The following is a 20,303-nucleotide window of genomic DNA, read 5'->3' as shown; positions in this document are numbered from 1 at the left end:
TCACTCGACAACCGGATACGGAACAACGCGCACGAGCTCGCCCGCCGCCAGCGCCGACTGCGTGATGACAAACCCGTCGGCCCGCGTCGCGCGCGTGCTCGAAGACAGCACACTCGGGTCGAAGGTATCCTCGTAGACCGACAGCGGCGACTCGACGTGCCCGAGCGGCAACGCGGTGCCGTCCTCCAGCGTGACGGGGACCGCGTACTCGAACCCGTCGGGCCCGAGCCCGACATCATAGGCAAACCGTGCTTCGATCGTCGAGAGGTCCGTACGGCCGGTGAAAAACGGCCGCATCACGAGCGTCGAGATGGTGTAGGCCCCGAGTGGTTTGCCAGGAATGGCAAATGCGACGGCGTCCTCGAGAGTTGCCAGGGCGATGGGTTTTCCGGGACGGATCCGGACGCGGTGGAACTCCACCTCACCGAGTTCAGCCAACGCCCTGATGACGTAGTCCTTGTGTCCGACGCTAGTTCCACCAGTCGTGAGGATGACGTCGTATTCATCAGCAAGTGACTCGATTGCGTCCCTGACCCGCTCGTACTCATCGGGTGTCGTACCCTCGTAGGTCGCATTGTGTCCCCACGATCGGACGAGGTCCGCAAGCATCGGTGAGTCGAGATCCTGTTGGCGGCCTTCGTGGATCTCGGTGCCCGTCGCGAGCACGCCCGTCGCGAAGCGCTCGTGGACCGGAACTTCATCGTAGCCGAGATCGCCCAACAATATTGCATCCTTTGCGGCGAGGCGATCGCCGGCGGCGAACAGCTGTTCGCCGGCTGTGACGTTGCTCCCGCGCGCGTACGTGTACGTTCCGGGTTCGATGTCGATCCCAGACAGTCGCCCGTCCTCGACGGTCGCCTCCTCGCGCTTCAAGACGGCGTTAGCCTCCGGCGGCAGGCTTGCTCCCGTCGCGATCTCGACGGCCTCGCCAGGGCCGATCAACGGCGGTTCGTCCTCAGGGAAAATCTCCGACTCGACGATCTCCAGCGGGTACTCGTCGGTCGCGTCGAAGGCGTACCCATCCATCGTCGCGTGGTCGTGGGCAGGGACGTCCGCCTCGGCGACGATCTCGCTGACCAGGACGCGGCCAGCGACCCGGTCGATCGAGATTCGTTTGGGCGGTTGCCGTTCCAGAGCCTCATCGCGTACCGAAAGAACTGTCGACACAGCTGCGTCACGCCACACCATGTCATCGTGCTTGTGAGCCATATCTGCTGGATAGAACTGAGGGTATGAAAAGAATTGCCGTAGCGTGGCCGTACATGCCAACAGCGGCTCCGGCGTGGGCTTTCCCTCCTCGACCGTTTCGCGGGCCAGACGGCGTCGATCTCGAAGCATTCGAGGGCGCGCTTGATTCGATGCGCTGGCTGATCTTGTCGGTGGGCGACTGGGTTTCGTTAGCGGGGTCCTTGATTTCGTCGGCAACGACTGCGAAGCCCGCGCCGGCCTGACCCACCCGGGCGGCCTCGATGTTGGCGTTCAGCGCAAAATGTTCGTCAGTTCAGTGATGTCGTTGATCATCTCGACCACCTGGTCAATCTCGTCCATCGCGCCTCGAGGGGTTCCATTGACGCCTGGAGCTCTGTGCCCTGGTCGGCGATACCGTCGCTCGCTTCGTGCGCGTCCTCGTTGGCCTCGCGGCCGCGTTCTGGGGGCCGCGCCCTCGTCGTCAGCCGGTCGCGCGAGGCCTGAAGCCTCATAGTATATATGTCACCACACCCATAGCCCGTGATGAACCATGACACACACTTGTCCCATCTGTCGCGCCCCCGCTGAGCATGTCCGCCGAGAGCGGCCCGACGACCCGTCGGGCCACCCGGACACGATTCCTGGCCCGCACGCGACGATCGAGGTCGAGGAGCTCTGTGCGGCCGATGACGACGAGCAGTGGGACCGCATCTGTACAAAGGCCGCTCTCGAGCGATCCAGCAGTGGCGGCGTGATGGTCCCCGTCCTTGAGGTCTTCTACCACTACTTCGAAGAGGATGAGGAGGAGTAACCGGCCAGACTGGACCGGCTCATGAGGAGTACGGTCGCGCGGAGGCCAAAGAGATCATCGATCGGCAGTTCAGGCAGCCTGAAACGTTCACGCGGTACAAGGACGGCTTGTTCAGCTCCGACTAGAGTCTTGAGGTTGTCCTCGACGATCCCGATCACCTTCCTCGCCACAGCCTCGCAGAGTACGGCCTGAAGTTCGCGCCGAACCCGGCATTGTCGGGCCGGGCGACCATCGGCGGGTCGATCGGCAACAACTCCACGGGCGCCCACTCGGTGCGCTACGGGATCACCGATGCCTACACCGAGGAGGTCGAGGTGGTCCTCTCGGACGGCTCAATGCTTCACGCCCGGCCGGTCGTCCTTGACTCCTAGTGCTGTGGAATGGCCGGCTCGTTCGGCTACGAGGCCGAATACTACAAGCTGTCGAAGGCCATCGGCGGCGTTCTCTTCGATCAGGTTGAGACCAGCCCGGACAAGCAGGTCGTCGCCACCAGCTCATCCTGCCGAACCCGGCTCGGCGACCGCCCCAGTGAGGACCGGCCGCCGCACCCAGTGGAGATGGTCCGGGATGCCCTCGCCTGGCAACCAACCCGCCGCCCGCTCGCAGATGGTTTTCAGAATCGCACGAACCCACAAGCCGCTGGAAAGTTGCGAGCTACGGGCAACCGTGATCGAGATGGAGGAAAAAGTAGTAGGTGGGCGAGATATTACGCGGGCTGGGACTGGGATGACCGGCCTTTCTCGAAGTAATCCCGTAGGAGGAACAACACCTTGCCGACGGCAACGGCCACTAAGAGCGCGACGGCCCATAATGGCGCATTGCGGGTGTACCCGACCAGCGCAACCAGCGAGAGATCGATCGCCATACCGAAGTGGCCGAGTGCGCGGACGAGCTGGACTCCGCCGGTAATGAACAACAGTGGGACGCCCCAGACGGGCGAGATCATCGTAATAACGCCGAGTACGAGCAGCCAGATGCCGACACTGGTATCGAGGATCGCCCAGTCCTCGGTCAGGTGGACTCTGACGAGCTGGGACAGCGCGAGCACCAGGACGACGATCCCGACGTTCCAGTCCGGGATGACGTACACGAGCGCACCGATCAGGAACATCACTACTGCCAGGCCGAGTTCGACGAGTTGTTCGCGTTGGATCATGGATGAGCGCTCCGAGACGGCGTGGACAATCGCGTGTGTGCAACTGGAAACCGTGCCTGGCAGACACAAACAGAGGGCCACGTATAATAGTATCGGTCAAGTGCGGCGCCCGGCAGTGGCCGCGGACCGCCCATGTATTTATTAAAGGGGTGGAAAGTTGGGGTGATAGCCCTGATCGCCCCAGCGTCAGTTCTCGCGTTCGGCGGTGCGATGTTCATCGCGAGCCAGGCGCTCACCGTCAACCGAGGCATCGCGGCGGCGAAGATGACGACACAGGAGTCGCCGGCGTTCACGGCTGCCTTCGCGACGATCATCGTCAGCGTCTGCATCTTCTGGGCGCTGCTGCTCGCCCAGGGGATCCCCGACGGCGCCGCCGCGGTGAGAAACGCCGCGCCTTCCTCGTCGCTGGCCTACTTAACCCGGCGGTGTTCCGGCTTCTGTACTTCAGGGGCATTGAAGAGGTCGGCGCGAGCGTCGCCGCGGCGATTATGGCGATGAACCCGCTGGTCGTGATGACCGTCGCTGTCCCGCTGCTTGAGGAGACGGTCACGCTCGCGACGGGCGTCGGCGTCCTCTGCATCGTCGACGGGGGTGTCGTCCTGCAGACGGACCAAAACACCGACGACGATGCAGACGTTGACGTGATCGCCCGGCGGCTGGCGCGGGCCCTGCCCCGTGACTTAGCATACCCGCTCGGCGCGATGGTGTTTATCGGTATCTTCTAGGTCTTCATCAAGTTCGGCCTGAATCGTTTCTCCGACCCCCTGTATGCGACCGCAGTCGCCCAGTCGGCAGTGTTGGTCGCCTTCCTAGCGATCGTCGCCGCCTCGCCGACCGTCCGTCGGACGACCACCTCAATCGACCGCCGGGCGCTGGGCCTGTTCGCGATCGCAGGTGTGTTCACCGCGCTCGCCCAGCTGACGAACTTCTTCGCCCTAGAGATCGGCGCCGCCGTCCTAGTCATCCCGCTTTTCAACACCTTCCCACTGCTCGTGCTCGTGCTGACGTACCTGATTGCGCGTGAGCTGCCGAAGTCACCGGCGGTCATCCTTGCCGTCGTGTCGATCGTGGTCGGCTCCGTTCTCATCGAAATGCTCTAGGGGGATAAGGACTATACCAGATGCCGAAGCATTCTGGGTGTATGAGCAGCGAGACTATGCGAGCAGTACAGGTAGCCGAAGCCGGCGGTCCGTTCGAAGTGGTCGACCGCCCAATCCCGGAGCTCGGCCGGAAAGAGGTGCGGGTCAAGGTTGAGGCCTGCGGCGTCTGTCACAGCGATTCCTACACTAAAGAAGGGTCCTGGCCCAGCATCGAGTACCCGCGGGTCCCCGGCCACGAGATCGCCGGGCGCATTGACGTCGTCGGCGACGACGTCGACACTTGGTCGGAGGGCCAGCGAGTCGGCGTCGGGTGGCACGGCGACCACTGTTTCAGTTGCGAGCCCTGTCGCCGCGGAGAGTTCATCGACTGCGAGCACGAGAAGGTCACGGGGATCGACATCGACGGGGGCTACGCCGAGTACGTGACCGTCCTGGAGCACGCGCTGGCGCGCATCCCGACCAGCCTCAACGCCGTGGACGCGGCGCCGCTGCTCTGTGCCGGCGTAAGCACGTTCAACGCGCTCCGAAAGAGCAACGCCGGTCCCGGCGACGTCGCCGCTGTCCAGGGGCTGGGCGGGCTCGGTCACCTCGGCGTTCAGTACGCTGCCGCGGCCGGCCTCGAGACGGTTGCCATCTCTCGAGGGACCGAAAAGCGCGATCTCGCCTACGAGTTCGGCGCGGACCACTACATCGACTCGACCGTGAGCGACCCAGCCGAGGAGCTGATGCGCCTCGGCGGGGCGAAGGTGCTGCTCGCCACCGCACCAAGCAGCGAAGCCATCGAGTCCATCGTCCCCGGGCTAGCCGTCCAGGGGCAGCTGCTCACGCTGGGCGTCCCCGACGACGCGATCGAAGTCAGCATCCTGGACCTGATCGAAAACCAGCGCTCGCTGCGCGGCCATTCCTCGGGGACGGCCCGCGAGTCACAGGATACGCTCGAGTTCAGCTCGCTGCGCGACATCACGCCGATGATCGAGACCTTCTCGCTGGAGGAGGCGGCGGCGGCCTACGAACGAATGATGAACAACGACGCGCAGTTCCGGGCTGTCCTCGTCCCGTGAGGGTTGCGGAGAGAAACGAGCGCCGAGTCAATTGAACGCCGTCGCGTCGCTGCCCTTCAGAGCCAGGAACTCACGGACCTCGTCGGCGCTGGCCGGCTCACGACCGCTGACCTCCCAGGCGAGGTCGACGATCTTCTCGACCTGGTCGGCGTTGCTCTCGGCCAGCTTGCCGCGGCGGAGATAGAGGTTATCCTCGAGGCCGACGCGGGCGTGGCCGCCCATCGAGATCGACTGGGTGGTGAGCTCGAACTGCGAGCGGCCGGCACCGATCGTCGAGAAAGAGTATTCGTCGCCGAATAGGCCGTCGGCGACAGTCTTGAGGTGCGCGAGGTTCTTCGGGTCGGCGTCGATGCCGCCGTTGATCCCGAGGACGAACTCCAGATGGAGCGGCGGGTCGATCCAGCCCTGGTCGATGCAGTGGCCGAGGTTGTACAGGTGGCCGACGTCGTAACACTCCAAGCTGGGGACGACGTCGTGATCGTCCATCGTCTCGAGCATGACCTCCAGGTCCGCGAAGCTGTTCTGGAAGATGAGCGTGTCCGTGCCCTCGAGGTACTCGGTCTCCCAGTCGTACTCCCACTCGTCGTAGTTCTCGGCCATGGGGTACAGACCGAAGTTGATCGAGCCCATGTTACAAGAGCACATCTCCGGGTCGAGCCGCGGGACGACCTGGACGCGCTCCTCGGGCGCCATGGTCGGCGCGCCGCCCGTCGTCGGCTGGACGATCACATCGGTTTCGCGGTCGATCTTCGCGGCGATTTCCTCGAAGAGGTCCAGGTCGGTCACGGGCTCACCAGACTCGGGGTCGCGGACATGCAGGTGGATCACGGCGGCACCCGCCTCGCTGGCGGCGATGGCATCCTCGGCGATCTCCTCGGGCGTCACTGGCAGGTGCGGCGACATCGTAGGAGTGTGGATGGCCCCAGTTACCGCGCAGGTTACGATGACGTTTCTACTTGGGATAGTGCGCATGCCCCATACCTTGGCCGGCCCCGGCATAACGTTTGTGAATGGTCTGGATTCAGATAGGACGGGGCGGCGGTCGACCCGGCAGATCACCCCGACCGAACGTGTTCAGCTGGCCCTCGATGCGCGGGGGAAAAGCTAAAGCAGCAGCAGTATGATATCGAGACTGTGGATTGTAAGCATGCCAAGTTATCCCACCCAAGATGATCGACCCGAGCAGCGTGTGTCGATCACTGTCAATGGCCAGGACATTGTCCAAGATATCGAACCCCGGACGAAGCTCTCGGACTTCCTCCGGTACAAAGCGGACCAGACCGACGTTCGCGTCGGCTGCGAACACGGTGCCTGCGGCGCGTGTACGATCGAGTTGGAGGGGAAGTCGGTCAAGTCGTGTATGGTCTACGCGGTGCAGGCGGACGACTCTGACGTGTTGACCTCGACCGGACTCAACGAGGCCGATGGGGAACTCGGTCCCATCCAGGAAGCGTTCCACAAGAACCACGGGCTGCAGTGCGGCTTCTGTACCGGCGGCTTCATCATGGCGACGAAGTCACTCCTCGAGGACAACCCCGACCCCAGCGACGAGGAGATCGAAGAGGCCCTCTCGGGGAACATCTGCCGCTGTACCGGCTACGTGAACATCGTACGCTCGGTTAAGGACGCCGCCGATCGAATCAACTCGCCCGGCGACCTAGAGAACGTCACCCAAGAAGCTAAAGGAGATGACTAACAGATGAGCCAAGCAGAGGACACTCGTCAGGAAGAGGTGCAAGCGGAAATCGAGCAACAGCCGACCCCCGACCAGTACGTCGGGACAGAGTACGACCGGAAGGAAGACGAGCAGATCATGACGGGCAACCGGGAGTACACCCACGACCGGAACCCCCACGACGCCGGTCACGCCGCGTACGTCCGGAGCCCCCACCCGCACGCAAAAATTAACGAGATCGACACGAGCGCCGCTGAGGAACACCCCGACTGCCACGCGGTCATCACGATCGACGACTACTACGAGGCTGGCTTCGCGCCGATGATCTGCGGCATTCAGGAGTGGGCCGAGCCACCACTGGCCGAGGACAAGATAACGTACGTCGGCCAGTGCGTCGCGATGGTCGTCGCCGAGGACCGCTACGTCGCCGAGGACATCGTCGACCTCGTCAAGGTCGACTACGAGCGACTCGACCCGGTCGTCGACGAGATGGAGGCCCGCGAGGACGAGAACGTCATCTACTCCGAGCAAGGCCCGAACGCGCCGTCGAACATCGCCTTCGACGAGCAGTTCGAGCTGGGCGACCCCGAGGGCGCCTTCGAGGAGGCCGACCACGTCATCGAGAAGGAGTTCAAGTGGAACAGTCGGGCATCCGGCGTCCCGCTCGAAACCCCGGGCGCGGTCAGCACGTACAACCCCCACCCCGAGGACGGCGAGGAGAAGTTCCACGTCTGGTCGAACCAACAGCTCCACACGTGGGCCGACGTGGCCATCTATGCCGCGCTCGACGAGCCCCGCGAGGAGGTCCGCGTCGAGGTGCCGCTAACCGCCGGTGGCAGTTACGGGACTAAACACGCGACGGTCTACCGCCACGCCGTCATGACGGCGGCGGCCTCGAAGATCCTCGACGGCAAACCCGTCAAGTATGTCGAGGACCGCGTCGAGGACCTCCAAGGCGGCGACAGCGCGTCGACCGACCGCACGTACAAGGCCCGGCTGGCGTTCAACAACGACGGCGAGTTCCTAGCCAACGACTTCTGGCTGGCCGACAACTTCGGGGCGTTCCCGCGGTTCATTTGTACCAATCAGGTGCTGAAGCCGCTAGCGATCATCAACGGGCCGTACGACGTCGAGAACGCTCGCTACGAGTACGAAATCGTCTGTACCAACAAGATGCCCCAGACGTCCTACCGCGGATTCGGGACGCCCGCCCACAGCTTCGTCTGGGAGATGCTCGTCGACGAGGTCGCCGACACCCTCGACATGGACCCGATAGACGTCCGCCTCAACAACTACATCGACGAGGAGGACATGCCCTACAAGACGCCGTCGGCCAACACCTACGGCGAGGGCGACTACGCCGCGACGCTGAAGAAGGCCTGGGAGAAGGCCGACGAGGAGATGGACGGCGGTATGCTCGACCCCGACCGGATCGAGGAGCTCCGCGAGGAGGGCATCTACCGCGGCGCCAAACCGACGCTCATCCTTGAGCCTGGGTTAGGCTGTTATGACTACCACACTCGGCAGTTCGTCCCTCGGGAGGAGCTGGAGACCTACTATACGCCGGAGAACCGAGACTTCAGCGACGTCGTCACGATGCCCGAGCCGCTTGAGGCGTATATCCGCTCGGACGGCAAGGTTGTCGTGAAGCTATCCTCGGACGACCAGGGTCAGGGCCACCAGACGATCGCCTCGCAGCTGATGGCTGACGAGCTTGGCATCACCCCCGAGGACATCGTCGTGCCCCAGCAGGACAACCTCGACGTGGCGAGCGACGTTGGCAGTGCGTCCTCGCGGATGGCGACGGTCATGTCCAGCGCGGCAATCGGCCTCGGCGAGAAACTCCGCGGGCAACTCGAAGAGCTGGCCGCCGAGAATTGGGGCCCTGGCTGCGACGTGGAGAACGTCGAGTACACCGAGGGCGGCGTGGAGCTGAAATCGACCGAGGGAATCGACCCGGTCGACGCACGCCACAAGGAGCGCCTGGAGAACGACTTCCTATCGCTGGCCGACCTTGTCGAGATTGACAAGTACATGGAGACGGGCGACTCGTTCTTCAAGCCCGAGGCCGAGCTGAAGACCTACGCCTACTACGAGTACCCGGACGTCGCCTACGACAACAGCGAGTGGTTCAAGGAGGCGATGATCCGCAAGCGCCCGACCTATCCGAGTGTCTCCTTTGCCGCGAACGTCGTCATCGTCGACGTCGACATCGAGACTGGCGAGATTGAGGTGCCGAAGATCCTCTCCGTGCGTGACTCTGGCCGCATCATCAACCCGAAGATTGCCGAGGGGCAATTCCACGGCGGGATTGCCCAGGGCATCGGTGCCGCGCTCCAGGAGGAGTTCGGCTACACTGAAGACGGCCAGCCCCAGACGACGACGTTTTTCGACATGATGCTGCCGTCGATCACGAACATCCCTGACCTGGACATCGAAAAACAGGAGACATGGAGCGTCTTCACCAAGTCCGGCGCGAAGGGCCTCGGGGAGACTGGCATCATGGACATTCCGGCCAGCATCGCCACCTCGGTCAACGACGCTCTCAAGCCGCTCGACGTCAAGGTGGACGAGATGCCGCTAACGTCCGACCGCGTCCGAGACCGCGTTCGCGACAAGCCCGAAGTGGCTACGCCCGCTGACGACTGACGACCCACTGCTCGAGATCGGTCTCTGGCGTCTTCTTTCGTTCTCCGCGCCCCCACAGCGACGCATCTCACCCCGCGAGGACGGACGATTACGAGAATAGCGCTGCCGGCGGGCCGTCCGATAGCTCGTCGCGGTCGTGATCCGCGGTCAGATCGCAGTCGGGACCGACCAGGACGAATCCCGTCGGATTGAAGTCGCAGTGCCGCTATCCTCGTTGCCGGCGTTCTTCGCTGCGTCGGATCGCCATTCCCCGTCGATCAGGCGGCCCACGACCGCCCTCCTGAACCCCTATTAGGTGCTCACGCATCATCGGAGTCGTAGACTTGCCCGGTGTCGACGCTGGGAGCACCGAAACTCAGCACCGTCGCTGGCTCCCCGGCGTCGGCGGGGACGAACATCCGGTGGGGGTGGCCACCCTCGACGAGGAACATCTCGCCGGCCTCGACAACGTACTCGCGTTCAGGCGTCTCCACGTGGACGGTCCCCGACCGTACGAGGAACGCCTCCTCCTGGGTCTCGTGGTAGTGGTAGGCAAGCGGGATCTGCTCGCCGATGTCGACCTCGTTGTTCCGAATGCCCACGATCTCGAAGTTCGCCGCGTCGCTGAGCGAGTACGTGTCGGCGATCGGGTCTGGCGCCGGCTCGATATCCGGGCGGTCGGGCTGAACCGTCACTTCGTCGGGATCGATGACGTGGTATGGCACATCGTCCATGCTGCGTGATAACCCTGGGTCGGCAATAGTTTTCCGGTGCAAGGGGCGGCTGACCGTGGACGGGCCGTAACGCCCTCAGATGACTCGTCCGTCTCGTGACGGCTCAATCGGGCATGGCGACCGACTGAACGCATCCGGGCCTGTCGACATCGAAGCGGTCGCCGATTGTCGGGTGTTCGATGATACGCGGGTGCTCGAAGGAGGCGGCATGGTGGGAGAGCACGGCCGGGTCCAGGGTGACGCCGCGCCAGAGGTCGTGGTGGACTGGCAGCAACCGATCGAGTTCGAGCATGTTGGCGGCCTCGACGATCTGGTTCTCGTCCATGTACCAGTCGGTGCGCTCGATCGACTCGTCGTCGGGGGCCGCAACGTTGCCCACTGAGCCCATCGCCAGCACTCCCGCGTCGAGGTCGAATTCCTCGGCGATCGCCGGGAACACCTCGTAGTCCGGGCGGCTGTCCCCGGCGTTGAGGAAAGTGCCCGACTCGTGTTCAAAGACGTACGAGACCTCGTCGATGGCGGCCGGATCGTTTGCGCCGCGGACGTGGACGACGAGGTCGCCGATCTCGAAGCTGTCGCCGTCGGCCACCACGTGCTTCTGTTCGGCCGGTACACCGACCTCCTCTTCGGACTGCGGCTCGTCGTAACAGCCGGCCGTCGCGTACACGTCGGTGCCGAGGTCCTCGACCAGTGGACGGTATGACGGTGGGTGGAAGTGATCGAGGTGTTCGTGCGTGGCGAGGACCGCGTCGCACGTCGTCGCGTCCGCAGGATCGAGCGGGACCGGGAGCATCCGCACGATGCCCGGCGGGTCCCCATCGCCGAAGTACGGGTCGACGTAGACGGTCACCTCGGGCGTGCGCAGCACGAACCCAGTGGCGCCGAGGTACCACATCGTCAGTCCCGACGGTTCCGCCGCCTCGATCTCGTCGTTGACAAACCAGGTGCCCCAGTTCGAGTGAACCATGCCGGACAATCTCGGGGCTGACACCTTAAATCTATGAGTGCGCGTCGACGTCCCATGGTCGCGGCATAGTCAGGGTTCAGAACGTCAGCGCCACCTTGACGGCGTCGTCCTTGCGCTCGGTGAACGTCTCATAGGCCTCGTGGAAGTCCTCGAAGTCGAACTCGTGAGTGAACAGCGGGTCGACCTCAACCCGGCCGTTCTTGACTAGGCGGGCGCTGGCATCCGCGCGGTTGGCGTGGGCGCGGCAGCCGCGGAATTCGATCTCGTTGGTGACCAGGTCGGCCATTGGGATCTCCTGGAGGTTTTCGTTGGGGATTCCATCCATGCTGACGGTCCCGCCCTTGCGGGTCACCTCCACAGCCTGACGGAAGGCGACGCCCTGGCCTGCGGCCTCCAACGAGATGTCGACGCCGAGGCCGTCGGTGAGGTCGAATATCTGCTTGACCACGTTGTCGTCCTTGTAGGAGATGGTGTAGTCGGCGCCCAGCTCCTCGGCCAGGTGGTTTCGCTGGGGGTTGCCGACGCCAATGACCGTGGTAGCGCCCATCGCCTTGGCTATCTGGACGGCTAGAAGGCCGACGGTGCCGGTGCCAAAGACGGCGACCGTGTCGCCAGGGCTCACCTTCCCGCGCTCGGTGAGGTACAGCGCGATCGCGTTGACGTCGAGCAGGGCGCCCTCGCGCCAGGAGAGCTCCTCGTCGAGGTGATAGAGCGTGTCCGCCGGGACCGCGGCGTACTCAGCGTAGGTGCCGCTGGAGGTGTGGCCGATCTGGCGGTGGCCGGCCTCGAAGTCGGCGTAGTTCTCACAGAGGTTATACTTCCCCTCGCGGCAGCGCTCGCAGTGGCCGCAGCCGTGGTGGCTCTCAGCGAACACCCGGTCGCCGGACGCGAGGCGCTCGACGTCCTCGCCGACCTCGACCACGCGTCCAGACCACTCGTGACCGGGGATGAAGGGAAAGCTCGGCGGCCACCCGTCGACGTAGCCATTGATGATCTTTGGGTCCGTCCCGCAGATCGAAACCGTCTCGACCTCAACGAGGACGTTGTCGACGTCGTCAATCTCGGGTGTCTCAACCATCTCGATCGACCAATTCCCAGCCGTCTCGACTACGAGTGCACGCATCTCTGCGGGCACCTGCTGACTTCGTGCCATACGCGAGCAATTCATTGGGAATTTATATTTAGCTTCCGCTCTTACGTGACAGATTATTAATTTCAGAGCATAGTGGACAGCGTGTTTGAGTGCGTCTCGTCTTGGGTTTCGGTAGAGTTTCTGCCGGAGCTGGATGGCTCTGAGATACTGTATCAGTTTGTCCTTAGAGATGCCTCGATAGGGCTCTCACAGGTGTTGATATGTACCTCGTTGTCAGCGTATTCACAGCCGCCGTGGACAACGTATTCGCGGTTGAACGTGGCGTCGTCTTCCAGCGATTCGTACCCTCGAAAGCCGTAAGGAAAGACAGTAAGCGACTCCTGCTGGCGGTCAGCAAGCAGGAGTTGAATCGCCGTTCGTCTGCGGCTTTCGCCAAGATCACGAACCTCTGTTCGGTGCCACGATCGACGAGAATGAACACAGGTGACTTGTCGCTGTCGTACGAACCACGTCCACGTGTAGAGAGACCCCGCGAGCGCGACCAGGAGCCGCTCTCACGGCCTTTCTTTCCGACAGAGAGTACACTTGGTCGATTTCGACTGGTTCAATAATATCGAGAAAGGCGTATCGAGCGCTCTGGCGAGGCGCTTGATGCGCCGCTGTACCGTCTTGTGAGTAACGTCGTAACGTCGATCTCGCACCGAACCTGTCGGAGGACCGTGTTAAACTGGAGGAGCGCGTAGATTGAGAACAATCACCGACGGAGGGGCACTTTGGAGTGAGCGAAGATCGGTCAGTCTTATCGTTGAACGTGCGGTCGCAATTCTTACAGAGATACCGCTGAAACTCTCTGTCGCTGTCGTGTCTGACCGTCCAGTCAGAACGGCAGCGAGGACAAGCGCACCGTTACGCCGGCGAACCTGCGCCAACAGGGCCGCTGCGACCGATTCCGACCCAAACACATCCAGCGGAATCATTCGTGTCGGCCACCGCGGTAGCAGTACCCTTGTCTCCTTGACTCCACGGGCACCGCTCAGCAGCGTCAACAATCTCCGACGGAAGAGCGTTGAGATTTTGTTTACCGGAAGTTCTCCGGCGTTGGGACCTAACGTGCCGGTTCACCGCGGCAGTCGATCCGAAATCACTCCTTGGCGAAGGCGATTGGTCGAGTCCAGCCTGCGCTGGCATCCTCGACCTTGATCGGCATCGCGACGAGGGGAATGTCGGTGCGCCGCGGGAGTTCATCCAAGTTTGCCATTTTCTCGATCTGGCAGTACTCCATCTCGCGGCCGGCCAGATGGGCGGGCCACAGCTCGCTGTTGTCACCTGTCTCGGCGAAACGCCGCCCCATCTCGATGAATGGCTTGTCGAACCCGTAGGCGTCGATTCCGATTACCTTGATTCCCTGCCCGACCAGATGCTTGGTGGCTTCAGTACTCATGCCAGGGAACTCGGTGAGGTAGTCCTCGCTGCCCCACAGCTCGTCGGCACCGGTCTCGATCAGGACGATCTCGCCGGGCGAGAGCTCATGACCAATCTCTTCGAGTTGTGCGTCAATCTCGTCGGCGGTGATCTCGGTCCGGGGCTTCTTCCAAGTGAAGTCTAGGACGACTGCGCTACCCCGACACCAGTCGGCGGGAATCTCGTCGATCGTCTTCGAGGGGGCACCCTCCGATTTGGGCCCGTAATGCCACGGGGCGTCCATGTGCGTCCCTGTGTGGATGATCGCCGTAATCTGCTCCCAGGCAAGGCCCTCGCCGTCTGGGAAGTTTTCGTGGCTGAGATCCTCGCCGTAACCCGACTCGCGGAGATTCTCGGCCAGCTTGTCGCCGCAGGTCTCGTGATCCCAGTACTTGATCTCGGGCGTCCAGGGCTCGCTGGGACTCCCCGATTCGACAGGGATGCTCAGATCGATCATCCGTGTGTTGTCTGCAGTAAGTGGTGACTCCATCGGTCGCCCGTACCTTCATCGAGATAGGTAATAAATCGGTCGCTAGATGTACCCACGCACGAATCGAGGACGAACCCAGGTCGCCTCCGGGCGGAGCGTTCGCCGCGCGTTCGCCAGCGGATCGATTACTCCTCGACGAAGGCGACCGGTCGAGTCCAGCCTGCGCTGGCATCCTCAACCTTGATCGGCATCGCGACGAGGGGAATGTCGGTGCGCCGCGGGAGTTCATCCAAGTTTGCCATTTTCTCGATCTGGCAGTACTCCATCTCGCGGCCGGCCAGATGGGCGGGCCACAGCTCGCTGTTGTCACCTGTCTCGGCGAAACGCCGCCCCATCTCGATGAATGGCTTGTCGAACCCGTAGGCGTCGATTCCGATTACCTTGATTCCCTGCCCGACCAGATGCTTGGTGGCTTCAGTACTCATGCCAGGGAACTCGGTGAGGTAGTCCTCGCTGCCCCACAGCTCGTCGGCACCGGTCTCGATCAGGACGATCTCGCCGGGCGAGAGCTCATGACCAATCTCCTCGAGTTGTGCGTCGATCTCGTCGGCGGTGATCTCGGTCCGGGGCTTCTTCCAAGTGAAGTCTAGGACGACTGCGCTACCCCGACACCAGTCGGCGGGAATCTCGTCGATCGTCTTCGAGGGGTCACCCTCCGATTCGGGCCCATAATGCCACGGGGCGTCCATGTGCGTCCCTGTGTGGATGATCGCCGTGATCGTCTCTTCGGCGAGGCCGATCCCGCCCGGGAAGTCGTCGGCGCTGACCTCGTCGATTCCGATCTCGTGCATCTTCTCGGCGAGTCGCTGTGCGACCTGTTTGTGGTCACGATACTCTATCTCGGGCGTCCAGGGTTCGCTTGGGCTGCCAGGTTCGATCCCGATGCTAAGATCGATCATTTCCGATTCGATCAGCTGTTGCTGTAACTGCTTCATTGAGCGTTCTCGGCTTTCGCAGACACGATAATAAAATGTTCGGTCACCGGTACGTTCCGGAAACGGCGTTGCGACTGGTCGACCGGGCGAACAGACGTCCGATGTTCAGGGAATCCAGGAAATTACTTGACGGTCGCTTCCGCGTCCTCGGCCGCCGCCAGCTTCGACTCGGCGGGGACACCGCTGTTGATCTTCTCCTCCATGTCGTCGAAAAACTGCCCGACGAGGCGCTTCGTGACGCTGCCGAGTGCGCGCTGGCCAAGCGAAGAGATCAGTCCCGAGACGTTGGCCACGGCGACCCACTCTAGGCAGGTGCCATCGTCGGTCTCGTGCATCGTCATCGTCCCGACGGCGTTGAACGCGCCCTTCCGGCCGGCGCTGCCCTCCATGGACATGACGAGCTTCTCATGCTTGTCGGCCTCGACGACAACACCGTCGACGCTAAACGTAGGCTTGACGCTGCCGACGCCAACGGTGATCGTGGCCTCAAACTCGGACTCGCTCAGCATGTTCATCTCATCGAGCCCCGGCGCGCAGTCCGAGAGGTGGCCGGTGTCTGTAAAGTAGTCCCACAGTTCTTCTGGCGGACGGTCAGATTCGAACTCACCGTCGAATTCCATTGTCATAGATTCGGTGTGTTAGGGTCAGGTCAAGGGTATTCGCAGGGCGATGCTGTGGGCATCATTCGTTCATTCGAGACCGGTCGGATAGCTCTACGATGTTGCCTTCGGGGTCATACATGTATGCGACCCGGACCCCCTTCGAAAGGGTGACGGGCTCGTAGATGAACTCGACGCCTTTGTCGGTGAGCTCGTCGTAGAACGCGTCGATGTCCTCAACTTCGAGACAGAAGTGAGAGGCACCGGCGTCGTTGTTCGATGCCCCGTGAGCGTCGGTGCCGTCCGGGCTGTTGTACTGCAGGAGCTCGACCTGGCAGCCGCCGGCGTCCAGGAAAACGACCTCGACGTCAACGGCACCGTCAACGCCCACGAACTTCTCGAACTTTTCGCTGTCCTCGCTGCCTTCGTTGACGTGCCCTTCCGAGATAACCTCGAGGCCGAGCGTGTCTCGATAGAACGGTAAGACCTCCTCCATGTTCAATACTGTGATGCCGTAGTGATGGGCGGTTCCTATCATGTATGTCCACACGTAACGTTATCTGGCTCTGGAAAATAGTTTTCGGTGTGGGCGACCCCAACGCCGATCGGCCCTTCGTGGCCGTCGGCGACTGCTCGCCTGGCGGGACTCCGGGCTAGCCGAACCGCTGCATAGCGAGGTAACCGCGGCAGAATCGGGCCTCGCGCACAAGCGGGCAAAAATTTATGTGTATTGTAATTCCAGTAGAGCTTGTATACTCATGAAACCAGCAGCATTTAATTACCACTCACCGACATCAGCGGAGGATGCGGTCAGCCTCATGGCAGAGTATGAGGACGCTGAGCTCCTGGCAGGCAATCAGTCGCTCGGCGTACAGATGGCGAACCGACTAGCGACGCCCGCACACCTCATCGACCTCAACGAGATCGAGGACCTCAAGTACATCAACGAGACGGACGACGGCATCGAGATCGGCGCACTGACCCGACACGCGACGATCGCCGATTCCGATCTGCTTGACCGGCAGCTGCCCGTGCTCGCGGAGGCGGCCGGCGAGATCGCCGGTCCCTCGGTCCGCAACATGGGAACCCTCGGCGGCAGCCTCGGCGAGGCAGACCCGGCGGGCAACTACCCCACGGTGCTGATGGCGCTGGACGCGACGCTGACGCTCCAAGGCCCCGACGGCACCCGCGAGGAGGACGTCCAAGACTTCCACATCGCCTACATGATGACCACGCTGGCGGAAGACGAGATGATCGTCGGCGCGACGATCCCCACCGACCCGCTACCGCCGGGACGGACGGGCATGTCCTTCCAAGAGATCAAGCGCGTGCCCCATACTTGGCCGAAGCTCAGCGCGGCCGCCGCGGTCGTCGTCGACAACCCCACCGCCGACGAGCCAACCGTCGAGGAGGCCCGGCTGTCGTTCGGCAACGCCGCCGACACGCCGCTGCGCACCGCTGACGCTGAGGACGCCGTCGAAGGGACCGCCCTTTCGGAGAGCGCGCTGGCCGATGCGGCCGAGGCCGCGATGGACGCCTCTGAGCCAGCCAGCGAGATGCAGGCCGACGCCGATTACAAGGAAGATCAGATCCGCGTCTTCGCCCGGCGCACCCTACAGGCCGCGTACGACGACGCGCTCCAGGACTAACCGCGACCGCGATCAGGCAATCAGCGGTTCACGACGACTCTTTCTTTGAGCGACACTGACCGACGAGCCACGTGGCCGCCGCGCCCCGGTGTGCCACCCATAATACTAAGAGCGATACTGCACATCCTCCCCACATGAACGACGAAGACGACGCAGTGATCATCAAAGGAAAGATCTTCGACAATATGCAGACCATCGAGGAGTACACCACCTCGAGCCTCGCGCGCAAGGTCGGTATGACCAAGGAGGAGATTGAGCCCTATCTCCAGGAGCTGGCAGAGGATGGCCGCATCCGCAAGCGCGAACGCAATGACCAGACCAAGTGGGTCCGATTCGGCTGAGACCAATGACCGACACACCACTCTCCAACGGGAACGACCGCGACCCCTGGAGTGCAACCACCCAGGACCTCTACGAGGCTCTCATGGCCTACCGCAAGGCCAATGAGCCCGCAGTTGTCGCGACGATCGTCGACGTGGAGGGGTCGGCCTACCGGCGACCGGGCGCCAAGATGGTCATCGACCCTGGGAACGACAGCCTCGGCGCCATCACGGCCGGTTGTCTCGAGGGGCCTGTCACCAGCCTGGCCGCGCAGGTCCTCGACGACGGGGCGCCGCTGGTCGAAACCTTCGATCTTACCGACGACGATGAGTGGGGCCTCGGGCTGGGCTGCAACGGCGTCATCGACATCCTGCTCGAGCCGCTGGACGCGAGCTGGGGTCCCGCGCTGTCGGCGCTGTCGGACGGCCGGCCCATCGCGACGGTGACGGTGACCGACCCTAGCGACACGGCACTAGCCGTCGGCGACCGCGTGCTCGTCGACGAGGCGGGAACCGGTCAGGAGGCGGCCGATCGGGCGGCGCTGCCTGGGGACGTCGTCGCTGCGGTCCGATCGGTGCTCGAGGACCTGCAGCCCAACGCGGAGTCCGCGTCAGTCACCGTCGAGACGGGCGACGGGGCAGCGACGCTGTTCATCGACTGGATGACCCCGTCGCCCGACCTGCTGCTATTCGGATCGCAGAACGACATCCACCCTGTCTCGCGGCTGGCTCGCGAGGTCGGCTTCCGGGTGATCGTCGCCTCCGCACGGGGCGCCCGGTCCGACGCGAAGCAGTTCCCGCACGCACACGAGGTCCGGATGACCCGGCCGATGGAACTCGCCGACGCGGTCGACGACCCCGAGCGAACCTACGGCGTGCTGATGTCGCACAACCTGCTGGAGGACCGGCTGGCCCTAACCTCGCTACTCGAAACCGAGGTGCCGTACATCGGGCTGATGGGGCCGCGCAAGCGTTTCGACGAGCTCCGGGATGCCCTCACTGCCGAGGAGGACCGTGAGCTCACCGAAGCCGAACTCGAGCGCATCGCGACGCCCGTGGGACTCGACATTGGTAGCGGCGAGCCGATCCACATTGCACTGAGCGTCGTCGCGGAAGCGCTGGCCGCCCACCACGGCCGCGAGGGCGGGCGACTCACCGACCGAGCGGGCCCCATCCACGCCCGTCTCGATCTGTCGCCGTAGTCGGGATCACTCAAACAGTTAACTTCGCTACCTGTGCCTTGAGACGTATGAGCACGAAATCAGTACTAGTAGCGGTGGCTGGCGACGACAACGCACGGATCGGGAGGTACACGGACATCGTGGAGACGCTTACCGGCCGCGACGCGATCGAGGTCCACCTCGTCCACGTTTACCCCGAGGAGGACGCCGAGACGGTCGAGGAGATGTACGACATTGACTCCCAGGAGAGCCGCCAGCTGGACGCCGCCGAGCATAACACCGCCATCAAGGCCCGCGGAGACGAGCTGGGCGAGCGCGACATCGAGTTCACCACCCCGGCCAATCGGCTCCGTGGCGACCGAGGTCGTCGAACTCGGCCAGGACCTCAACGTCGACTTCCTCCTCATAGGCGGGCGCAAGCGCTCGCCGGCCGGCAGGGCACTGTTTGGGGGCACCTCCTGACGGCGGACTACCCGGTCGTCTTCTTGGGCACGAAGAACTGAGCGGCGGTCGCGGGCCGTCCCTACTTCTCGACTTTCGCGACGGCGCGGATCGGCGAGCCGGTGCCGTTGCGCAACCGTAGTGGGAAGCCGATGAAGGTGAATGTCTCGCCGACGACGGCGTCAATGTTACAGAGGTTCTCCATGTGTGGCACTTCGTGTTCGGTACAGAGGGTATGACACGGGTAGGTGCTGGATGGATTGTCCGGGCTCGGCTGGTCGACTCCGAAGTTCGCGACGTCCTGGTCGATGATCCATTGGGCGGCCGCCTCGTTCAACCCGGTATGGTGTTCGTTGTACGCGCGCGAGGGGTGGGTACGGTTGTAGTGACCGGTGTACAACAGCAGCGTGTCGCCGGGGTTGACCGTCTGGTCCGTCTCCTCGAGGCCGGTCTGCAGGTCGTTAATGGTGATGTAGCCCTCGGGGTCGCAGTGGGAGACGTCGATCGCTTTCCCGGGCGTGTGGAACTGCGAGAGGTCCATCTTGTCGATGGGCGTGCCGTCTTCCTTGAAGTGGCGGATGGAGTCGACGTGGCTGGGGCCGTGTTCGGACATCTGGACCGTCCGAGACTCGTAGGTGAACGTCGGCTCTTCGATACCCTCCTGTTTGAAGATGTACTCTGAGTCCTGGAAAGATGTGTCCCGCCAAATGACCGTGTCTGGGTGCGAGAAGTACACGGGGTGTTGATGATAGATCTCCTGGCTCAGGTCGACAAACTCCGTCATGTCACGAGCATCGGCCACTGCTCATATTAA

The 20,303-nt window shown here is 63.1% G+C and carries 24 protein-coding genes and 2 pseudogenes; 12 read left to right on the top strand and 14 right to left on the bottom strand.

The annotated features are described in order from the left end of the window. The 3 genes from NJU76_RS18325 to NJU76_RS18315 form a co-directional block, all read right to left on the bottom strand. Positions 1 to 1,209, bottom strand: a complete 1,209-nt coding sequence (locus NJU76_RS18325) for a molybdopterin molybdotransferase MoeA (RefSeq protein ID WP_254533290.1) — start codon at positions 1,207 to 1,209, stop codon at positions 1 to 3. Next, complete coding sequence (locus NJU76_RS26745) at positions 1,190 to 1,456, bottom strand: hypothetical protein (protein WP_340681249.1); 267 nt, start codon at positions 1,454 to 1,456, stop codon at positions 1,190 to 1,192. Before NJU76_RS26745 ends, NJU76_RS18325 begins: the two co-directional genes overlap by 20 nt. 61 nt (positions 1,457 to 1,517) lie before the next feature. Then, positions 1,518 to 1,700, bottom strand: a complete 183-nt coding sequence (locus NJU76_RS18315; RefSeq protein ID WP_254533957.1) for a hypothetical protein — start codon at positions 1,698 to 1,700, stop codon at positions 1,518 to 1,520. A gap of 38 nt (positions 1,701 to 1,738) precedes the next feature. Here NJU76_RS18315 and NJU76_RS18310 point away from each other — a divergent pair, with 38 nt between their 5' ends. Together NJU76_RS18310 and NJU76_RS18305 are read left to right on the top strand one after the other, a co-directional pair. Then, positions 1,739 to 1,999, top strand: coding sequence for a hypothetical protein (locus tag NJU76_RS18310; RefSeq protein ID WP_254533289.1), 261 nt, complete (start codon positions 1,739 to 1,741; stop codon positions 1,997 to 1,999). A 152-nt stretch (positions 2,000 to 2,151) separates the two neighbouring features. After that, a pseudogene (locus NJU76_RS18305) lies at positions 2,152 to 2,367 on the top strand (FAD-binding oxidoreductase); the annotation flags it as partial. Positions 2,368 to 2,705: 338 nt separating this feature from the next. On the opposite strand, the gene NJU76_RS18300 reads toward NJU76_RS18305, so the two are convergent. Continuing rightward, on the bottom strand, positions 2,706 to 3,155 hold the full coding sequence (locus tag NJU76_RS18300; RefSeq protein ID WP_254533288.1) for a hypothetical protein: 450 nt from the start codon (positions 3,153 to 3,155) through the stop codon (positions 2,706 to 2,708). A gap of 162 nt (positions 3,156 to 3,317) precedes the next feature. On the opposite strand from NJU76_RS18300, the gene NJU76_RS18295 reads away from it, so the two are divergent. Genes NJU76_RS18295 through NJU76_RS18280 form a run of 4 tightly spaced genes read left to right on the top strand, consistent with a single transcriptional unit; the run spans position 3,318 to position 5,316 of the window. After that, entirely contained in the window at positions 3,318 to 3,653 is a 336-nt protein-coding gene (locus NJU76_RS18295; RefSeq protein WP_254533956.1) for a hypothetical protein, read from the top strand. Next, positions 3,581 to 3,880 carry an EamA family transporter gene (locus NJU76_RS18290; RefSeq protein ID WP_254533287.1) on the top strand — a complete coding sequence of 100 codons (300 nt, stop codon included), beginning with the start codon at positions 3,581 to 3,583 and terminating at the stop codon, positions 3,878 to 3,880. Before NJU76_RS18295 ends, NJU76_RS18290 begins: the two co-directional genes overlap by 73 nt. A gap of 6 nt (positions 3,881 to 3,886) precedes the next feature. Continuing rightward, on the top strand, positions 3,887 to 4,255 hold the full coding sequence (locus tag NJU76_RS18285) for an EamA family transporter (protein ID WP_425604335.1): 369 nt from the start codon (positions 3,887 to 3,889) through the stop codon (positions 4,253 to 4,255). A 41-nt stretch (positions 4,256 to 4,296) separates the two neighbouring features. Further along, positions 4,297 to 5,316: an alcohol dehydrogenase gene (locus NJU76_RS18280; RefSeq protein ID WP_254533285.1), complete on the top strand. Its 1,020-nt coding sequence runs from the start codon at positions 4,297 to 4,299 to the stop codon at positions 5,314 to 5,316. Between the two features lie 27 nt (positions 5,317 to 5,343). Here NJU76_RS18280 and NJU76_RS18275 read toward each other — a convergent pair whose 3' ends face one another. Further along, positions 5,344 to 6,288: a beta-keto acid cleavage family enzyme gene (locus tag NJU76_RS18275; protein ID WP_254533284.1), complete on the bottom strand. Its 945-nt coding sequence runs from the start codon at positions 6,286 to 6,288 to the stop codon at positions 5,344 to 5,346. Between the two features lie 175 nt (positions 6,289 to 6,463). On the opposite strand from NJU76_RS18275, the gene NJU76_RS18270 reads away from it, so the two are divergent. Beyond that, a complete protein-coding gene (locus tag NJU76_RS18270) occupies positions 6,464 to 7,012 on the top strand; it encodes a (2Fe-2S)-binding protein (protein ID WP_254533283.1) in 549 nt (182 codons plus the stop codon). 3 nt (positions 7,013 to 7,015) lie between these two features. Beyond that, positions 7,016 to 9,640 carry a xanthine dehydrogenase family protein molybdopterin-binding subunit gene (locus NJU76_RS18265; protein WP_254533282.1) on the top strand — a complete coding sequence of 875 codons (2,625 nt, stop codon included), beginning with the start codon at positions 7,016 to 7,018 and terminating at the stop codon, positions 9,638 to 9,640. Positions 9,641 to 9,939: 299 nt separating this feature from the next. Here NJU76_RS18265 and NJU76_RS18260 read toward each other — a convergent pair whose 3' ends face one another. The 8 genes and pseudogenes from NJU76_RS18260 to NJU76_RS18225 form a co-directional block, all read right to left on the bottom strand. Next, complete coding sequence (locus NJU76_RS18260; protein WP_254533281.1) at positions 9,940 to 10,353, bottom strand: cupin domain-containing protein; 414 nt, start codon at positions 10,351 to 10,353, stop codon at positions 9,940 to 9,942. Between the two features lie 103 nt (positions 10,354 to 10,456). After that, positions 10,457 to 11,320, bottom strand: coding sequence for an MBL fold metallo-hydrolase (locus NJU76_RS18255; protein WP_254533280.1), 864 nt, complete (start codon positions 11,318 to 11,320; stop codon positions 10,457 to 10,459). A gap of 76 nt (positions 11,321 to 11,396) precedes the next feature. Continuing rightward, on the bottom strand, positions 11,397 to 12,473 hold the full coding sequence (locus tag NJU76_RS18250; RefSeq protein ID WP_254533898.1) for a zinc-dependent alcohol dehydrogenase: 1,077 nt from the start codon (positions 12,471 to 12,473) through the stop codon (positions 11,397 to 11,399). 63 nt (positions 12,474 to 12,536) lie between these two features. After that, positions 12,537 to 13,390, bottom strand: a pseudogene (locus NJU76_RS18245) (transposase); the annotation flags it as partial. 164 nt (positions 13,391 to 13,554) lie between these two features. Then, positions 13,555 to 14,364 carry a cyclase family protein gene (locus NJU76_RS18240; protein ID WP_254533279.1) on the bottom strand — a complete coding sequence of 270 codons (810 nt, stop codon included), beginning with the start codon at positions 14,362 to 14,364 and terminating at the stop codon, positions 13,555 to 13,557. Between the two features lie 125 nt (positions 14,365 to 14,489). After that, on the bottom strand, positions 14,490 to 15,299 hold the full coding sequence (locus tag NJU76_RS18235; protein WP_254533278.1) for a cyclase family protein: 810 nt from the start codon (positions 15,297 to 15,299) through the stop codon (positions 14,490 to 14,492). A 122-nt stretch (positions 15,300 to 15,421) separates the two neighbouring features. Beyond that, a complete protein-coding gene (locus NJU76_RS18230) occupies positions 15,422 to 15,925 on the bottom strand; it encodes an SRPBCC family protein (RefSeq protein WP_254533277.1) in 504 nt (167 codons plus the stop codon). Between the two features lie 55 nt (positions 15,926 to 15,980). Beyond that, entirely contained in the window at positions 15,981 to 16,436 is a 456-nt protein-coding gene (locus NJU76_RS18225; protein WP_254533276.1) for a VOC family protein, read from the bottom strand. A 220-nt stretch (positions 16,437 to 16,656) separates the two neighbouring features. Between NJU76_RS18225 and NJU76_RS18220 the strand changes: the two genes are divergently transcribed. The 4 genes from NJU76_RS18220 (at position 16,657) to NJU76_RS18205 (ending at position 19,551) form a co-directional block, all read left to right on the top strand. Beyond that, complete coding sequence (locus tag NJU76_RS18220) at positions 16,657 to 17,547, top strand: FAD binding domain-containing protein (protein ID WP_256566961.1); 891 nt, start codon at positions 16,657 to 16,659, stop codon at positions 17,545 to 17,547. A 134-nt stretch (positions 17,548 to 17,681) separates the two neighbouring features. After that, complete coding sequence (locus NJU76_RS18215; RefSeq protein WP_254533274.1) at positions 17,682 to 17,888, top strand: hypothetical protein; 207 nt, start codon at positions 17,682 to 17,684, stop codon at positions 17,886 to 17,888. Between the two features lie 5 nt (positions 17,889 to 17,893). Further along, positions 17,894 to 19,069 (top strand): XdhC family protein, encoded by a 1,176-nt coding sequence (locus NJU76_RS18210; RefSeq protein WP_254533273.1) that lies wholly within the window; start codon positions 17,894 to 17,896, stop codon positions 19,067 to 19,069. Positions 19,070 to 19,116: 47 nt separating this feature from the next. Then, on the top strand, positions 19,117 to 19,551 hold the full coding sequence (locus tag NJU76_RS18205) for a hypothetical protein (protein WP_254533272.1): 435 nt from the start codon (positions 19,117 to 19,119) through the stop codon (positions 19,549 to 19,551). A gap of 20 nt (positions 19,552 to 19,571) precedes the next feature. Here NJU76_RS18205 and NJU76_RS18200 read toward each other — a convergent pair whose 3' ends face one another. After that, complete coding sequence (locus NJU76_RS18200; protein ID WP_254533271.1) at positions 19,572 to 20,273, bottom strand: cyclase family protein; 702 nt, start codon at positions 20,271 to 20,273, stop codon at positions 19,572 to 19,574. Positions 20,274 to 20,303 lie beyond the last annotated feature (30 nt).

Source organism: Natrinema gelatinilyticum, from assembly GCF_024266705.1.
GTDB classification, from domain to species: domain Archaea; phylum Halobacteriota; class Halobacteria; order Halobacteriales; family Natrialbaceae; genus Natrinema; species Natrinema gelatinilyticum.
Note: the sequence above shows the minus strand (reverse complement) of the source record. Positions and strands in the feature narration are given on the sequence as shown.

Bases quoted from the DNA above. Each gene is read 5' to 3' on its own strand.
- NJU76_RS18240 (WP_254533279.1), bottom strand. From the start codon at position 14,364: ATGGAGTCACCACTTACTGCAGACAACACACGGATGATCGATCTGAGC.
- NJU76_RS18275 (WP_254533284.1), bottom strand. From the start codon at position 6,288: ATGCGCACTATCCCAAGTAGAAACGTCATCGTAACCTGCGCGGTAACT.
- NJU76_RS18310 (WP_254533289.1), top strand. From the start codon at position 1,739: ATGACACACACTTGTCCCATCTGTCGCGCCCCCGCTGAGCATGTCCGC.
- NJU76_RS18325 (WP_254533290.1), bottom strand. From the start codon at position 1,209: ATGGCTCACAAGCACGATGACATGGTGTGGCGTGACGCAGCTGTGTCG.
- NJU76_RS18205 (WP_254533272.1), top strand. From the start codon at position 19,117: ATGAGCACGAAATCAGTACTAGTAGCGGTGGCTGGCGACGACAACGCA.
- NJU76_RS18215 (WP_254533274.1), top strand. From the start codon at position 17,682: ATGAACGACGAAGACGACGCAGTGATCATCAAAGGAAAGATCTTCGAC.
- NJU76_RS18280 (WP_254533285.1), top strand. From the start codon at position 4,297: ATGAGCAGCGAGACTATGCGAGCAGTACAGGTAGCCGAAGCCGGCGGT.
- NJU76_RS18270 (WP_254533283.1), top strand. From the start codon at position 6,464: ATGCCAAGTTATCCCACCCAAGATGATCGACCCGAGCAGCGTGTGTCG.
- NJU76_RS18220 (WP_256566961.1), top strand. From the start codon at position 16,657: ATGAAACCAGCAGCATTTAATTACCACTCACCGACATCAGCGGAGGAT.
- NJU76_RS18300 (WP_254533288.1), bottom strand. From the start codon at position 3,155: ATGATCCAACGCGAACAACTCGTCGAACTCGGCCTGGCAGTAGTGATG.
- NJU76_RS18200 (WP_254533271.1), bottom strand. From the start codon at position 20,273: ATGACGGAGTTTGTCGACCTGAGCCAGGAGATCTATCATCAACACCCC.
- NJU76_RS18260 (WP_254533281.1), bottom strand. From the start codon at position 10,353: ATGGACGATGTGCCATACCACGTCATCGATCCCGACGAAGTGACGGTT.
- NJU76_RS18230 (WP_254533277.1), bottom strand. From the start codon at position 15,925: ATGACAATGGAATTCGACGGTGAGTTCGAATCTGACCGTCCGCCAGAA.
- NJU76_RS18255 (WP_254533280.1), bottom strand. From the start codon at position 11,320: ATGGTTCACTCGAACTGGGGCACCTGGTTTGTCAACGACGAGATCGAG.
- NJU76_RS18250 (WP_254533898.1), bottom strand. From the start codon at position 12,473: ATGGCACGAAGTCAGCAGGTGCCCGCAGAGATGCGTGCACTCGTAGTC.
- NJU76_RS18315 (WP_254533957.1), bottom strand. From the start codon at position 1,700: ATGAGGCTTCAGGCCTCGCGCGACCGGCTGACGACGAGGGCGCGGCCC.
- NJU76_RS18235 (WP_254533278.1), bottom strand. From the start codon at position 15,299: ATGAAGCAGTTACAGCAACAGCTGATCGAATCGGAAATGATCGATCTT.
- NJU76_RS18225 (WP_254533276.1), bottom strand. From the start codon at position 16,436: ATGATAGGAACCGCCCATCACTACGGCATCACAGTATTGAACATGGAG.
- NJU76_RS18265 (WP_254533282.1), top strand. From the start codon at position 7,016: ATGAGCCAAGCAGAGGACACTCGTCAGGAAGAGGTGCAAGCGGAAATC.
- NJU76_RS18210 (WP_254533273.1), top strand. From the start codon at position 17,894: ATGACCGACACACCACTCTCCAACGGGAACGACCGCGACCCCTGGAGT.